General features: G+C 70.7%; 10 protein-coding genes and 1 pseudogene. 3 read left to right on the top strand and 8 right to left on the bottom strand.

The genetic code is table 11. The features are described 5' to 3' along the window. The first annotated feature begins 202 nt into the window (after window positions 1-202). Both L3X23_RS00220 and L3X23_RS00215 read left to right on the top strand, forming a co-directional pair. Window positions 203-1135 (top strand): ParA family protein, encoded by a 933-nt coding sequence (locus tag L3X23_RS00220; RefSeq protein ID WP_237189999.1) that lies wholly within the window; start codon window positions 203-205, stop codon window positions 1133-1135. Window positions 1136-1138: 3 nt separating this feature from the next. Beyond that, entirely contained in the window at window positions 1139-2263 is a 1125-nt protein-coding gene (locus L3X23_RS00215) for a ParB/RepB/Spo0J family partition protein (RefSeq protein ID WP_237189998.1), read from the top strand. A gap of 119 nt (window positions 2264-2382) precedes the next feature. On the opposite strand, the gene L3X23_RS00210 is transcribed toward L3X23_RS00215, so the two are convergent. From L3X23_RS00210 to L3X23_RS00180, 7 genes are all read right to left on the bottom strand, one after another. Continuing rightward, window positions 2383-2967, bottom strand: a complete 585-nt coding sequence (locus tag L3X23_RS00210) for a recombinase family protein (RefSeq protein ID WP_010227564.1) — start codon at window positions 2965-2967, stop codon at window positions 2383-2385. Between the two features lie 164 nt (window positions 2968-3131). Then, window positions 3132-4283: an acyl-CoA dehydrogenase family protein gene (locus tag L3X23_RS00205; protein WP_161152135.1), complete on the bottom strand. Its 1152-nt coding sequence runs from the start codon at window positions 4281-4283 to the stop codon at window positions 3132-3134. A 13-nt stretch (window positions 4284-4296) separates the two neighbouring features. Beyond that, on the bottom strand, window positions 4297-5085 hold the full coding sequence (locus L3X23_RS00200) for an enoyl-CoA hydratase/isomerase family protein (RefSeq protein WP_161152136.1): 789 nt from the start codon (window positions 5083-5085) through the stop codon (window positions 4297-4299). Next, the gene (locus L3X23_RS00195; protein WP_224404173.1) at window positions 5078-6754 is read right to left on the bottom strand and encodes a long-chain-fatty-acid--CoA ligase; all 1677 of its coding nucleotides are present in this window, start codon (window positions 6752-6754) and stop codon (window positions 5078-5080) included. Before L3X23_RS00195 ends, L3X23_RS00200 begins: the two co-directional genes overlap by 8 nt. Before the next feature lie 31 nt (window positions 6755-6785). Further along, window positions 6786-7946 carry a thiolase family protein gene (locus L3X23_RS00190; RefSeq protein WP_161152137.1) on the bottom strand — a complete coding sequence of 387 codons (1161 nt, stop codon included), beginning with the start codon at window positions 7944-7946 and terminating at the stop codon, window positions 6786-6788. Window positions 7947-7988: 42 nt separating this feature from the next. Next, entirely contained in the window at window positions 7989-9512 is a 1524-nt protein-coding gene (locus L3X23_RS00185; RefSeq protein ID WP_161152138.1) for a class I adenylate-forming enzyme family protein, read from the bottom strand. Continuing rightward, a complete protein-coding gene (locus L3X23_RS00180; RefSeq protein ID WP_202417230.1) occupies window positions 9509-10366 on the bottom strand; it encodes a CoA transferase in 858 nt (285 codons plus the stop codon). The genes L3X23_RS00185 and L3X23_RS00180 overlap by 4 nt, the downstream gene beginning before the upstream one ends. Window positions 10367-10499: 133 nt before the next feature. On the opposite strand from L3X23_RS00180, the gene L3X23_RS00175 reads away from it, so the two are divergent. Continuing rightward, window positions 10500-11120 (top strand): TetR/AcrR family transcriptional regulator, encoded by a 621-nt coding sequence (locus tag L3X23_RS00175; protein ID WP_161152140.1) that lies wholly within the window; start codon window positions 10500-10502, stop codon window positions 11118-11120. A 200-nt stretch (window positions 11121-11320) separates the two neighbouring features. On the opposite strand, the pseudogene L3X23_RS00170 reads toward L3X23_RS00175, so the two are convergent. Next, a pseudogene (locus L3X23_RS00170) lies at window positions 11321-14322 on the bottom strand (Tn3 family transposase). Between the last annotated feature and the right edge of the window lie 91 nt (window positions 14323-14413).

The following is a 14413-nucleotide window of genomic DNA, read 5'->3' as shown; positions in this document are numbered from 1 at the left end:
CACGCCGTCGTCGATCCACACCTGGCTCGGATCAACTCCCGCACGCGTGTGGGCCGCAGTCGAGTTCGTGACGTTCTTCGCCAGATTGCGGCTGACGGCTGGCCCACCGAGTTCAAACCCGACGCAGACCGAGTGGCCTACTGGCGGCGTTGGCTTCTTGACCAGCGCGTCTTCTCCGACGACGACTCACAGAGGTAGACCTGTGGAATCTCGCCCCTCGCACGCCGCTTCGCCACTCCCCCGCATCACCGCGATCCTCAACCAGAAGGGCGGGGTCGGGAAGACGGGTCTCACCGTCGGCACTGGCGGTGCACTCGCAGAACGTGGTCGGCGAGTCCTCCTCATCGACCTGGACGCTCAGGGGCACCTCACGACAGAGGCCCTTGGAGAGGACGAGGTCGATCCCGACCTGCCGAACCTGGCGCACGCCCTGGTCGGCAAGTACGAAGGTCCAGTCGAGGACCTCATCCTTCGACGGAAGCCTCACACGAGCGGAGGCCAACTCGACCTCATCCCCACCAGCGTCGCCATGTTCTTGGTGGTCAGGGAGCTCTACGGTCGGACCCGGATGCCCGAGTCCCGCCTGGCCCGGTTGCTTGAGGGGCTGCCGGAGGGCACGTACGACCACGTGCTGATCGACTGCCCGCCCTCACTCGACATCCTCACCGACAACGCACTCGTGGCGGCCGACGGACTGGTCATCCCCGTCCAGCCGAACAACACCAGCCTTAGGGCACTCCGCTTGCTCATCGAGCAGATCGCTGTGATCGAGGAGGAGATGCGGCTGCCGCGCCGCGAGCTGTACGGCCTGGTCCCGGGCATCTATCGCCGCCCGCTCTCTGGCATTGCGAAGTTCAAGATGGAGGAGCTGGAGGGCTACGGCAACCCTGCTCCCGGCATCCCGGCGCTTCCCATCCTCGCGCATCTGCCGCTCGCCGCGGTGGTTGAGGAAGCCTGGCTGTCGGGAGCCACAGTCGTCGACTACAAGCCCTCTCATTCGATCTCAGACGCCTATCGCCGCATCGCCACTCGCCTGGACGTCGCGGCGGGGCTGAGTTCTGAGCACGAGTGGACCGGTCTGCCGCCGCTGGAGTCGCTGTCAGCGGATGCCCAGAACTCGCAGGGGAGTGACTGACGAATGTCCAGGAAGAAGGACTTCGCCGCGATGGAGAGCCGCCGGCCGAGCGCAAGCTCAAGGAGCGCGGCTGCACACGACGCGCTTCGCAGCCGCATGGCGACCCCGACTCGGGTCCCGCTGTCCGACGTCCAGGCGAACCCACGCAATCCGCGGTATGACGACGACGATCCCGAGCTGATGGAGCTCGCCGAGTCCATGCGACGGGTGGGCCAGCTCCAGCCCGCGCTGATCGCTTCCCTGGACGAGTACCTGCGTGTTTATCCGGACCGCGAGGGGCTCCTCAACGATGCACCCTGGGTCGTGATCATCGGCAACCGACGGCGCGCCGCGGCAGTGCTTGCCGAACAGCCCCACTTCGACGTCAGGGTCATCGAGGACATCAAGTCCGCCGAGGATCTCGACGACCGCATCTTGATCGAGAACATCCATCGGAAGGATCTGCCGCCACTTCTCGAAGCTTCCCAGCTTCAGCGCCGCCTTGAGCGGGAGGGCGAGACCCTCCGGTCGGTGGGGGCGGCCATCGGCAAGTCCCACACCTACGTCAAGCAGCGCGTCGTGTTGCTCCAACTCCTTCCGGAGTTTCAGGCGCTCCTGCGCGACGGGGGGCTCAACACGAAGCAGGCGCGCGAACTCGGTGGTCTGCCCGAGGACGAGCAGCGCATGCGACTGGCTGGTGGGCCGCCCTTCGCCAAGGTGGCTCCCACGCCACGAGTCGAACCTCAGGCTCAAGGCCAGGCCTCCGAGTCTGAGGCCGCGACGGAACAGGGTGCCGGATCTGAGGCCGTCCAGGAGACAGGCGAGACACGGGGGAGTGGCGTTGGAAACCCGGTTTCCAACAACGATCACGCGACGACGGGTTGTGCGGCCTCAGATGAGGGCCTGAGCGACCCCGCCGAGCAACCGGCCCCGCAGTCCTCCTCCCCTCCCGGTGACACGCTCGAGAGCACCATGCTCACGGTCATGAGCATGGTTGAGGCTGCCCTCAGCAGTCTTGACGGCGCGATCCCGGACGGTGGCGATGGGGACCTCGGTCACCGTCTCGCCGAGGGTCGTCGGCACCTTCAAGCGGCGAAACGCGCGATCGAGGGTCAGCGAGACTTCGCGGCGAGCTGGGGGTCGCCGTAGTACTCGCCGAAAATCGGGCGGATATAGCTGAGTAGCCTCTTGAGCTGCGGATGGTGGTTGCGCGGGAGACCGCAGTCGGCGACGGCCCGAAGTGCAAGGTAACGGCCGAGCCGGTCGGATCAGACCACCTTCGCGCGAGCGCGGGAGAGCGCTCGGTAGACCGTGGAGCGGGTGACGGAGAAGAGCTCCTCGAGCTCGCTGATGGTGTGCTCGCCGGCGGCGTGGAGTGAGACGAGGTGCGCTTCCTGCCGCGGCGAGAGCTTGGGCTGCTTGCCGCGCAGCCGGCCCTTGGCTTTGGCGACCTTCATACCCTCTCGTGTCCTCATCCTGACGAGATCGGCCTCGAACTCGGCGATCATGGCGAGTGCGTTGAACAGCAGTCGGCCGATTGGGTCGGTGGGGTCGTGCACCGAGCCGCCGATGCAGAGCTTGATCTCGCCGGCAGTGAGCTCGTCGGCGATCGCACGGGCGTCGGGCACCGAGCGGGCGAGGCGATCAAGCTTCGTGACCACGAGGGTGTCGCCGGCGCGGCATGCGGCAAGGGCTTCGCGTAGCCCGGGCCGGGCGCGGTTCGTGCCGGTGAGGCCGTGGTCGACGTAGATCCGCTCGGTCGCGACGCCGAGCGCGGTGAGGGCGTCGCGTTGAGCGGTGAGGTCCTGGGCGTCGGTGGAGCAGCGGGCGTAGCCGATCAGCAGTCCGGTCACCGGGGCAGTCTGCCGGTTATGGCCCCCTCACCGGAACTATTCACCGAACCAGGCTTACGGGACACCTCGTACTGGGCCGATGCTTCGGCGCTGGCCGGGGCGGGGGTGTCCCGGTAGGGGTTCCTCTCGTGGGATATCGACGCTCCATCTGGTGGACGGCCTTCTCACAGGGACCGGGCAACAAGCTCCTTCATGATCTCGTTGGTGCCGCCGTAGATCTTCTGCACGCGGGCCGAGGTGAACATGCGCGCGATCGGGTACTCGTTCATGTAGCCGTACCCGCCGAACAGCTGCAGGCAGCGGTCGACGACGTTGTTCTGCACGTCGGTGCAGAAGAACTTCGCCATCGAAGCGGACGCGGCGTCCAGCTCGCCCGCCATGTGGCGGGGGATGAACCCGTCGACCATGCTGCGGGCGGCCGTCGCGTCGGTGGCGCACTCGGCGAGCACGAAGCGGGTGTTCTGGAAGCTCATCAGGTTCTGACCGAACGCCTCCCGCTCCTTCACGTAGGCGATCGTCTCGCGGACTGCCGCGGTGGCGGCCGCGGCGCCGGCCACCGCGATGATCAGTCGTTCCTGCGGCAGTTGCTGCATCAGCTGTGCGAAGCCGCGTCCCTGGGTGCCGAGCAGGTTGCCCGCCGGGACCCGCATGCCGGAGAAGAACAGCTCCCGGGTGTCCTGGCCGTGCTGGCCGATCTTGTCCAGCACGCGGCCGCGCTCGAAGCCCTCCAGGCCCTCGGTCTCGGCGACGATGAGGGACAGCCCCTTGCCGCCCTCGTCGTCCCCGGTGCGGGCGACGACGACCAGCAGGTCGCAGTGGGTGCCGTTGGAGATGAACGTCTTGGCACCGTCGATCACATAGTGGTCGCCGTCGCGGCGGGCGCGGGTGCGGACGCTTTGGAGGTCCGAGCCGGTTCCGGGTTCGGTCATGGCGATCGCGCCGACGAGGTCACCGGAGGCCATGCCGGGCAGCCAGCGCTGCTTCTGCTCCTCGGTACCGAACGCGTTGATGTAGTGCGCGACGATCGTGCTGTGGACCATGTTGGCCCAGGCGTCGTCACCGACGCGGGCCTGCTCCTCGGCGATGACGGCCTCATGGGCGAACGTCGCGCCGCCGCCGCCGTACTCCTCGGGGATGCTGATGCAGAGCAGCCCGGCCCGGCCGGCGGCCCGCCAGAACTCGCGGTCGACCATGTGCGCCGCCGCCCAGCGCTCCTGGTTCGGCACGACCTCCTTCGCGATGAAGGTGCGGGCGAGCCCGCGGAGGTCGTCGAGCTCCTGGGTGGCCCAGGGGGCGCGGTAGTCGTCGAGAATCATCGGATGCTCCCTCTCATCGGCCGGTGAAGGCTGGTGTGCGGCCCGCGGTGAAGGCGGACAGCCCCTCGCGGGCGTCGTCGGTGCCGAGCGCGCGCAGGAAGTTGTGGCGTTCGGTCGCCAGCCCTTCCCGCAGCGGCTGGTCGTGGGCTCGGCGGGCGGCGTCCGCGGCGAGTGCCACGGCGCGCGGCGCGTTCCCGGCGATGCGGCGGGCCAGCCCGATCGCGGCCGGGACGACCTCGTCATCGTCGACCACGTCGGCGACCAGCCCGGCGTCGCAGGCCCATGCGGCGTCGACCGCGTCGCCGGACAGCAGCATGCGCATCGCCTTGGCCTTGCCGACGGCGTGCACGAGCCGCTGCGTGCCACCGGCCCCGGGAATGACCCCGAGCTTGACCTCGGGGACGGCGAACCGGGCCGAATGGCCGGCGATCGCGATGTCGCAGGCCAACGCCAGCTCGCACCCGCCGCCGTACGCGATGCCGCGCACGGCCGCGACCGTCGGTGTCGGGTAGTCGGTGAGGACGTCGAAGAGCCGGTCGAACGGCAGCTCGTCGGTCGGCGCGGCGCCGATCATGGCCGGGACCTCGGCGATGTCGGCGCCGGCGCAGAACGCCGGGCCGGCGCCGGTGACGACCACGACGCGCACATCCGGGTCGGCGGCCGCGTCGGTGAGCCGGCCGGTCAGCTCGGCGACCAGGTCGCGGCCGAGCGCGTTGTAGGACCCGACGTGCTCCAGCGTGAGCAGTGCGACCGGGCCGTGCCGCTCGGCGGAGACCAGGGTCTCGGTGGGCTGCTCAGTCATCGGTACCGCCGTAGTGACCGGCCCACGTCGTGCGGATGGTCTTCTTGTCGCACTTGCCGACGCTGGTGCGGGGGATCTCGCTGACCGTGATGAAGGACTCCGGCAGCTGCCAGGACGCGAACGCCGACGACAGGTGCGCATGCAGGTCCGCGAGCGTCACCTCGTGCCCGGGGGTCGGGACGATGAGCACGAACGGCCGCTCCTGCCACTTGGGGTGCGGCAGCCCGACGACCGCCGCCTGGGCGACGGCGGGGTGGCCGGCCAGCAGGTTCTCCATGTCGATGGAGGAGATCCACTCGCCGCCGCTCTTGATCACGTCCTTGAGCCGGTCGGTGACCTTGAGGTAGCCGTCCGGGTCGATCGTGCCGACGTCGCCGCTGCGCCACCAGCCGCCCGTGAAACGGTCGTCGGCATCGGCCATGTTGTGATAGCGCGTGGTGATCCACGGGCCGCGCACACAGATCTCGCCCTGGGCGACGCCGTCGTGCGGGACGTCCTCGCCGGCCGCGTCGACGAGCCGGACGTCGACCAGGGTGGCGGGGAGCCCCTGCTTGCGCTTGAGCTCGAGCAGGTCGTCACCGGACAGCCGGGCACGCACGCCCGGCTTGTACCGGTTCATGGTGACCAGCGGCGTGGTCTCGGTCGCGCCGTAGGCGTGCACGATCTCCGCGCCGGTCAGCTCGGCGAAGCCGCGCATCAACGACAGCGGCGGCTCGGTCGCGCCCGACATCATCCGCAGCCGTCCCAGGTCGGGCTTGTCCTCGAGCGAGCGGATGTAGTCCAGCATCGGCCCGAAGATCGCGGGAGCACCGTTGGTGACGGTCACGTCCTCGGCGATCAGCGCGTCGGTGAGCGGCCTGGTGTCCTCGGCCGTGTACCGGCCCGGCAAGACGATCTTGTTGGCGGTCAGGGTGGCCGCCTGCGGCAGGCCCCAGGCCTGTCCGTGGAACATCGGCGTGATCAGCATCGTGCAGTCGTCGAGGGTCATGCCGATGTTCGTGGCGAGCGAGAAGGAGTGCAGGCAGATCGCGCGGTGCGAGTAGTAGACGCCCTTCGGCCGGCCGGTGGTGCCGGTCGTGTAGCAGGCGCCGTAGGCGGAGCGTTCGTCGATCTCCGGCCAGTCGATCCGGGGCGCCGCGGCAGCGACGAGGTCCTCGTAGTGGTGCACGTTCGGCAGCGTCGTGCTGATCTGGTCGAGCGGCTTGTCCGTCAGCACGACCCACGCGGTGACGTCGGGCAGCATCGGGGCCACGGCCTCGGCGACCGGCAGCAGCGTCTCGTCCACGCAGACGATCGAGGTCCCGCTGTCGGCGACGACGAAGGAGAGGTCCTCGGGCCCCAGGCGCAGGTTGAGCTGCACCATCACCGACCCGAGACCGGGGATCGCCCAGTAGAGCTCGTAGTGACGGCGGCTGTTCCAGTCGAGGATGCCGACCCGGGTGGCCGGGCCGGCGCCGAGGCCGGCCAGGGCGTTCGCCCCGCGCACGATGCGGTCGTAGGCGTCGGCGTAGGTGTAGCGGCCCCAGCCGCCGTCCGGGAGCCGGTAGACGATCTCGCGGTCGCCGTGGGTCCGGGCGGCGTGCCGGATCAGGGTGGTGGTGTTGAGCTGGACGTCGTCGCCCATCGTGGACGGGTATCCGGTCACGACGGTGCGGGTGGGTGCCGGCACGAGGGACTCCTTCGTCGGTGCGCGGGTGGGGTCAGGGGAGGCGTTCGATGACGGTGGCGTTGGCCATGCCGGCGGCTTCGCAGACGGTGAGTAGGCCGTAGCGGGCCTCGCGACGCTCCAGCTCGTCGAGGAGCTGGGTGAGCAGGCGTCCGCCGGTCGAGCCGAGCGGGTGGCCGATCGCGATCGAGCCGCCGTTCACGTTGAGCTGGTCGTCCGGGTAGCCGAACTCGTCGCGCCAGAGCATCGGGACGGGCGCGAACGCCTCGTTGACCTCGGCCAGGTCGATGTCAACGATCGTCAGCCCGGCCCGGTCGAGCGCGGCGCGGGTGGCGGCGAGGATCGCGGTGAACTGCAGAACCGGGTCGTCGGCGGCGACCGCCATCGACACGATCCGCGCCCGCGCCCGCAGGCCCACCGCCTCCGCGTACGACCGGTCGGCGACGAGCAGCGCGGCGGCGCCGTCGCTGATCTGGGACGAGTTCGCGGCGGTGATCGCGCCCGCCGGGTCGAAGACCGGCGTCAACGTGGCCATCCGCTGCCGGTCGGGCGCGGCGCGGATGCCCTCGTCGCGGGTCATCGGGCCGTCGACGCCCTCCAGCGGCACGAGCTGCGCCGCGAAGTGCCCGGCGTCGGTCGCCGCGGCGGCCCGCTGGTGGCTGCGGACGGCGAAGTCGTCGAGCTGGTCGCGGGTGTAGCCCCACTTGGCGACGACCAGCTCGGCGGACGGACCCTGGGCAGGCAGGTTGCCCTCGAACCGGGCGAGCGCCCGCTCGCCGTACCACTCGCCCCGCGGCCCGCTCGGGTCGAACAGCGGACCGAGATCGACCCGCGACATCGACTCGACACCGGCGCCGATCGCGACGTCGTACTCGCCGGAGCGCACGCCCTGCGCCGCGAAATGGACCGACTGCTGACCGGAGCCGCACTGCCGGTCCAGGGTGGTGCCGGGCAGACCGATCGGCAGCCCGGCGCCGAGCAGCGCGGTGCGGGCGACGTTGCCGGTCTGCTCGCCGCGTTGCAGGGCGCAGCCCACGATCACGTCGGCCAGCGAGTCCGGGGCCACGCCGGTGCGGTCGACGAGGTGGGTGAGGGTGTGCGCGAGCAGGTCGACCGGGTGCCAGTCGCGCAGCTGCCCGCCGCGCTTGCCGACCGGGGTGCGGACGGCGTCGACGATCACGGCTTCTCGGGTCATGCGGCGTCTCCTGTCAGCGGGTGCGGGAATCCTTCACGTTCCTCAGCCATCCAGGGCCCCCCGGAGCCGGTGCTTGAGGATCTTGCCGGACGGGTTGCGCGGCACGGCGCCGATCGTGAGCTCCCGCGGGAGCTTGTAGCCGCTGAGATGCGTGCGGCCGTACTCGCGCAGCTCGTCGAGCGTGAGCGTGGCGCCCGGGGCGAGGTCGACGACGGCGACGGCGATCTCGCCGTACTCCTCGCTCCGGCGCCCGACGACGGCCAGGTCGCCGACCGCGGGGTGTGCGGCGAGGACACCCTCCACCTCCGCGGAGTAGACGTTGGCCCCGCCGGTGATGATGAGGTCCTTCAGGCGGTCGACGAGGGTGATGTAGCCGTCCTCGTCGATCCGGGCGAGGTCGCCGGTGTGGACCCATCCGTCGCGCACGGTCTCGGCGGTCGCCTCCGGCTTGCGCCAGTAGCCCTTCATCATCGACTCGCCGCGCATGATCATCTCGCCGACGGTGCCCGGCTCGACGTCGTTCCCGCTCGGGTCGACGATCCGCACCTCGGTGTTGGGCACCGCGACCCGACCGCTGGCCTCCGGGCGCGCGACGACGTCGTCGTGGTGCAGCAGGATGCCGCCCGGGCCGCCCTCGGTCTGGCCGCACGCCTGCACGATCCAGGCGTCGGGCAGCGCTGCGACCAGGGCCTCGGCGGTGCGGGCGGGCATCGGTGCGGCGCCGTAGAGGCAGATCCGCAGGCGCGAGAGATCGCGAGCGGCGAGGTCCGGCAGCCGCAGCAGGTGGGTGTACATCGTCGGGACGCCGAAGAAGAACGTGATCCGCTCGCGGGCGAGGGTGTCGGCCACCGTGGCCGGTTCGAACGCCGGGAGGATCACGTGGGTCGCTCCGAGCATCACCCCGTTCAGTAGCAGCATGTTGAGGCTCGCCGAGTGGTACAGCGGTGCGACGTGCAGCATCCGCTCCCCGTCCCGCAGACCCATGCCGATGCTGGAGTTGATCCCGACCCACAGCACCCGGCGATGGTCGAACAGTGCCCCCTTGGGCCGCCCGGTGGTCCCGGACGTGTAGATGATCAGAGCGTCGTCGTCCTCGGAGACCTCGACGTGGGTGGGCCGGGCGGCGTGGTCCCGGGCGGCCGCGCGGACGTCCTCGTATCCCTCGACGGTGCCCAGCGCCAGCGGCTCCGCGTCGCCCGTCCGGTCGGGCAGCGAGTGCCACGCCCGGACGCCGTCGGCGACCTCGGGCCCGAACAGCAGGAGCCGGGCCCCGGTGTCGGTGACCAGGTAGTCGATCTCCGTCGGTGCCGAGCGCGGGTTGATCGGCACCACGATCGCGTCCAGGCGGAGTCCGGCGTAGACGGCGACGACGAACGCGTCGCTGTTGCCGGCCAGCAGGAGCATGCGGTCGCCCTGCTCGAGACCACGCCCGGCCAGCTCGGCCGCCAGCTCGTCCACCGCGCGGTCCAGCTCGGCGTAGGTGAGCGCCACGTCGCCGAACTGCACGGCGACCCGGTCGGGACAGCGGCGGGCGGTGCGGGCGAGGACGCCGGCGAGGGTGGTCATCGCATCTCCTGGAGGGTGTCGTCGACGGTGGGCCCGACCGAGACGATCGGGATGTCGAGCTCGTTGCCGAGCTCCTGCCAGTGCGTGCTGTCCGCCGTGGCGAACCGCGCGGCGAGCTCGGTACGGGTGCGGCCGACGGCGTCACCCAGCCGCGCGACGAAGTGCGGCTCGACCGCGCCGACGGCGACGTATCCGTCGGTCGTCGGGTAGATCCCGTACCCGGGGCTCCCCCCGCCGAGCACGTCGCCGGGCCCGGTCAGCCCGTGCCGCACGCCGGCGGCCGCGTCCCGGGCGACCCGGTCGAGCACGACCGGCTGGTGCACCGCGGCACCGCTGCGATCACGCAGGCGCAGACCAGCGACGGCGGCGAGGGCGGCCCGCTCCCCGCCGAGGAGGTCCGCGACCGGGACGGTTGGGACTGCCGGCGGCTGCAGCGTGCCGTGCGCGGCCTGGTAGGTCAGGTCGTGCCCGGCCTCGCCGGCGCGCTCGCCGTCGTAGCCGACGATCTCGACGTGCACCAGCCGGTGACGGCTCACGCTCTCGCGCAGGCCCAGCCGGTCCAGTGCCGCCGGGCGCATCGCGGTGAGCAGGACGTCGGCCGTCGCGAGCCGCTGCTCGAGCCGCTCGCGGTCGGGCGCGTCGCGCAGGTCGAGGGGCACGACCTGCTGCCGGGCGGTCAGCTCGCGGTACCAACCAGGCGCCGCGACCTGCAACGCGTCCCCGGCCGGCGGCTCCACCTTGACGACGTCGGCGCCGAGGTCGGCGAGCCGTGCCGCGGCCACCGGGCCCGGGACGTTCACCGCCAGCGACACCACGCGCACGCCGTCCAGCGGCGCGGCCGCCCCTCGGTCCACGTCGTCTCCCATCCTCGAAAATGACTATACATACGTACAGTAACCTAGGTGAAGCGTATAGTTCGCGGTGTGATCGACACAAGGGGCGGGGTCGTACTATGCGTGCCGTGACGGTGCAAGCCCGGTTGGCGACATGAGCGAGCGATCGCGGCCGCGCCGGACCGAGGACCTCACGGCCCGGGCACGGATCCGTCACGCCGCGCTGGAGCTGTTCGCGGAGCGCGGGGTGGCGGGCACGCCGATGCGCGCCGTCGCGGCCCGGGTGGGGGTCACGGTCGGGCTGATCGTCCACCACTTCGGCACGAAGGAAGCGCTGCGTGAGGCGGTCGAGCTCGACATCGTCGACCGGTTCGCCGACGCGATCCTGTCCGCGCCGGCGGACGGCTCGGGTGCGGATGTGGCCGCGGCCCGCGACCGTGCCGTGGCCGCCATGCTCGCGGAGAGCCCGGCCGTCGTGGACTACCTGCGGCGCGCGGTCTTGGACCCGCACGGCGAACGCGGCGACCTCGTCAGCAAGCTCAGCGCGCTGGCCGCGGACCAGGTGGGCGAGCTGCGCCGCCGTGGCCTCGCCTCACAGCGCAGCACGATCGGCGAGCAGGTCCTGACGATCATGATCAGGCAGCTGGGGCAGGTGTTCCTGCAGCCGCTCGCCGACCGGATCATCGACGAGTTCGGCGAGAGTTCGGACGACGCGCCGTCGCCCCTGATTGTCGTGCGCCTGGAGCACCGAATCGACACGTTCCCCGGTCAGTGAACCCGCGACGCCTGGAGACGTCCGGGCGCGCGGCCGCGGTCAAGTCGCATTGCGACTCCGTCACGGCTGGCTCTGGTTCTGGCGGTCAGGAGGACCCCGCCGCGTGACCGCCAGCGTTCACTGAGCGTCCCGCAAAGCGATCGGCTTACGGCACACTTTTGGACTCGCTGCTCGGCTGGCTGCGCCCGGCTTGTGAACGATCAGAACAGGGTGTCGCGCACGCGCAGCGGCCGGTACCCGGTGGGGTCGAGCTGGGCCAGCTCGCCATCGATGTCGACGTCGATCGTGCCGAAGAAGTTGATGTTCTCGCTGTGCGCCGGCGAGATGTGCGCGAGCACCTCATCGTCGATGCGCCGGCCCGCCGCGCGCATCGACTCCACCGCCAGGCCGTAGTACTCGGTCGTCCAGGCCACGACGGCGTTGGTGACCAGGGTGAGACACCACGCCTGCTCGGTCTGGGCCTGCAGCTGTCGGGCACGCACGGTTCCCTCGTGGGCGTAGAGCAGGTCGCGCTTGAGCGCGTGCAGCGACTCGCCCTTGTTGAGCTGACGAGAGATCCTGCGCCGGTAGGTCGGGTCGGACAGGTAGCGGGCGGCGTAGATCGTGCGCCGCAGCGCCCCGTACTCCTTGAGCGCGGCGGCCAGCGCGTTCTGCCGAGACGACGCCGAGAGTTCCCGACGATCAGCGACGCGGTGGCGTGCCCGAACTTCAGCGACCCGGCCAGGCGCAGCAGGTCGTCCCAGTGCTCGGCGATCAGCTCGACGTTCACCCGCCGGGTGAGCAGCGGCCCGACGTGGGGGTAGTCGGTCTCGGCGCGGGCCTTCGCGGCGATCCGGTGCAGCGTGATCTTGCCCAGGTCCCGGATCCGGGGCGAGAGCTGCAGGCCGAGCAGGTCGAACAGGCCGAAGTTGACCAGGGTGACGCCGTGGGTGTCGGTGGCGTGCTCGGTGATCGGGGTGTCGGTGGCGTTGCCGAGGATCTCGTCGAGCACGTAGTGGGCCTCGCGCTTGGTCGCGACGATGATCTTCGTGCCGTAGGTGGTGTGCTGGTCGGTGACGTGGGTGTAGGTCGAGAGGACCTGCCCGCCGTGGATGGTCATCTCCCGCCCGGTCGTCGTCTTGCCCCGCACCGGGAACCGTTGCCCGTCCGAGGAGGACAGGGTGCCGGTGCCGAACACCTCGGCCAGGGGCATCCGCTGGTGGTGGTCGATGATCGCGAGGTTCGCCGCGCGCAGCGTCTCCTCGCGCACGTACCACTCGGCGGTCCAGGCCAGGATGTCGTAGGAGATCCCGCACGCATCCGCCATCCGGGTCAGCCCCAGGTTGGTGGAGTGGCTCAGCAGCACCGCGATCAGGTTCCGCTTCAACTCCGGAGAACGGGTCTGCTTCCCGCCGGCGTGGGTGAAGCAGTCCAACAACCCGATCCGCCCGTCCAGCTCGATCAACAGCGACACGATCGGCGCGAACGGCAGCATGTCGGTCAGCTCGGCCTTGAGCGCGACCGCCTCACCGGGAATGTCCTCCGCGGTCAGCGGAGAGATCACCAGCTCGCCGGCATCGTCGAGACGGACCGGGCCGCCACCGGCGGCCAGGACCTGCTCGAGCTCGCCGAGCGCGCCGGACAGCTCGTCGCCGACCGCGGCCAGCGCGACCGCCGGGTCGGCGGACTTGCCGACGAGCCCGCAGAACGACGCGCGCTGCAACGACCACTGATCGGCGGTGAGCAGGTAGGCGGCGGGGTCGGCGTAGCGGCGCGAGCCGGGCACGTACACGTCCCCGGTGCGCAGCCCGTCGCGGAGCCCGAGCAGGGTGCACAGCTCCCAGAAGTGCCGGTAGGCGCTGGTGTTCCCCGATGCGTGGGCCGCGTCGAGGTAGCCGCGCCAGCGCGTGGGCACGAATCCCGTCAGGGCACCGGCCGGGACCCGGCGGGCGCCGGTGGCGTTGAGCCCGCGCAGGATCTCCACCGCCGCGAGCAGCTCGGCCGCCGCGGTGCCGCCTGCGAACTCCACCGCGGCCAGGACCTGCGGGGTGAACTGCCGCAAGTACCCGTAGGACGACACGTCGAGCGCGCCGAGGTGGCCGTGATCGCGGGGAAGGCGGGGAACGGCTTGGGCCATCGCCGCCCGGATTCGTGTCCATCCGATCCGTTCACCCCGGAGCACGCTGCCGATGTCCTCGTCGGCAATCGTAGTGTCGGCGATGACGGCCAGCAGCTCGTCGAGCAGCGCCTGGCGGTCCTCGCCCGCCTTGCCCCGTTCGGCCAGCGCGTTACGCATCGTTCGCTCGGCCTTGCCCTCGCGCGCCGACACCGCCTGGTCGAACAGGCTCACAACCTCGTCGAGCACGTCGGTTGCGGACTGGGCCAGCAGCGTCAGCAGGATCGGGTAGCGGCGCTGCGGCTCCCGCCGCTCGAGGGCTTGCGCGGTCAGCCGGCGCCCGACCGTGGCCAGGAAGCGGCACCGCTCGGCCGGCAGCACCGACAGATCCAGGGCTTCGGCGCCCAGCCCGCGCAGGAACTCCAGCTTCGTGACCTCAGCCTTGATCCCGGCCGGGGAGGCCTCGACCGGGGCGGTGCTCAGCCATCGCAGCCGGGTCATCCCGACCGCGGGATCGACCACCAGCAGCCCGTCGAGCCCGGCACAGCGCTGCTCCGTGAACTCGTGCGCGAGCCGGTCGTAGGTCTCTCGTTGAGCTTCTGCGCGGGCGTGTGCGACCCGCTCCAGCACCGTCACCGGGCCCGGCCGGATCACCTGTACCGAGATCAAGTACTCACACGCCAACCGGAACAACAACGTCGGCGAGTCGTGCTCCATCGCCCGCGCCAACAGGAACTCGTCTAACTCCTTGAACTCCAGCGACGTCGGCACCCGCCAGCCGCGGAACTGCGCTACCAGGCGTAGATGCTCAGTGCGGGTCTTCGCCCGCCGGCCGTAGTGCCGCAGCACGCCCGGATCGACGCCGAGCTGGTCAGCCAGCCGGGCCACCGCCACTGACGGAGCGGCGGCGACGTCGTCGGGCACGAACCCCAACCACGGCAACGTGCACAACGCCACCGACAAGCCCAACCGGTCCGCCGGTCCGCGGCCCCGGCCCGGGTCGACAAAGGCGACATCCGCCGGCGCCAACGTGAAGAACCGGAACAACTCCTCCCGGCCGATCTCCGGGAACCCCCGCAGCCGCTCCAGCTCCTCGTCCGAGAACACCTGCGTCGCCAACCGCGACCTCCCCCGCGCAACCACCGTCCGCAGCTCAGGAGGCTACTCAGCTATATCCGCCCGATCTTCGGCGAGTACT

Source organism: Pseudonocardia sp. WMMC193 (assembly GCF_021728735.1).
Taxonomy (GTDB): domain Bacteria; phylum Actinomycetota; class Actinomycetes; order Mycobacteriales; family Pseudonocardiaceae; genus Pseudonocardia; species Pseudonocardia oroxyli.
Note: the sequence above shows the minus strand (reverse complement) of the source record. Positions and strands in the feature narration are given on the sequence as shown.

Coding starts and splice junctions, on each gene's coding strand:
- L3X23_RS00200 (WP_161152136.1), bottom strand. CDS start 5,085: ATGACTGAGCAGCCCACCGAGACCCTGGTCTCCGCCGAGCGGCACGGC.
- L3X23_RS00175 (WP_161152140.1), top strand. CDS start 10,500: ATGAGCGAGCGATCGCGGCCGCGCCGGACCGAGGACCTCACGGCCCGG.
- L3X23_RS00215 (WP_237189998.1), top strand. CDS start 1,139: ATGTCCAGGAAGAAGGACTTCGCCGCGATGGAGAGCCGCCGGCCGAGC.
- L3X23_RS00205 (WP_161152135.1), bottom strand. CDS start 4,283: ATGATTCTCGACGACTACCGCGCCCCCTGGGCCACCCAGGAGCTCGAC.
- L3X23_RS00185 (WP_161152138.1), bottom strand. CDS start 9,512: ATGACCACCCTCGCCGGCGTCCTCGCCCGCACCGCCCGCCGCTGTCCC.
- L3X23_RS00190 (WP_161152137.1), bottom strand. CDS start 7,946: ATGACCCGAGAAGCCGTGATCGTCGACGCCGTCCGCACCCCGGTCGGC.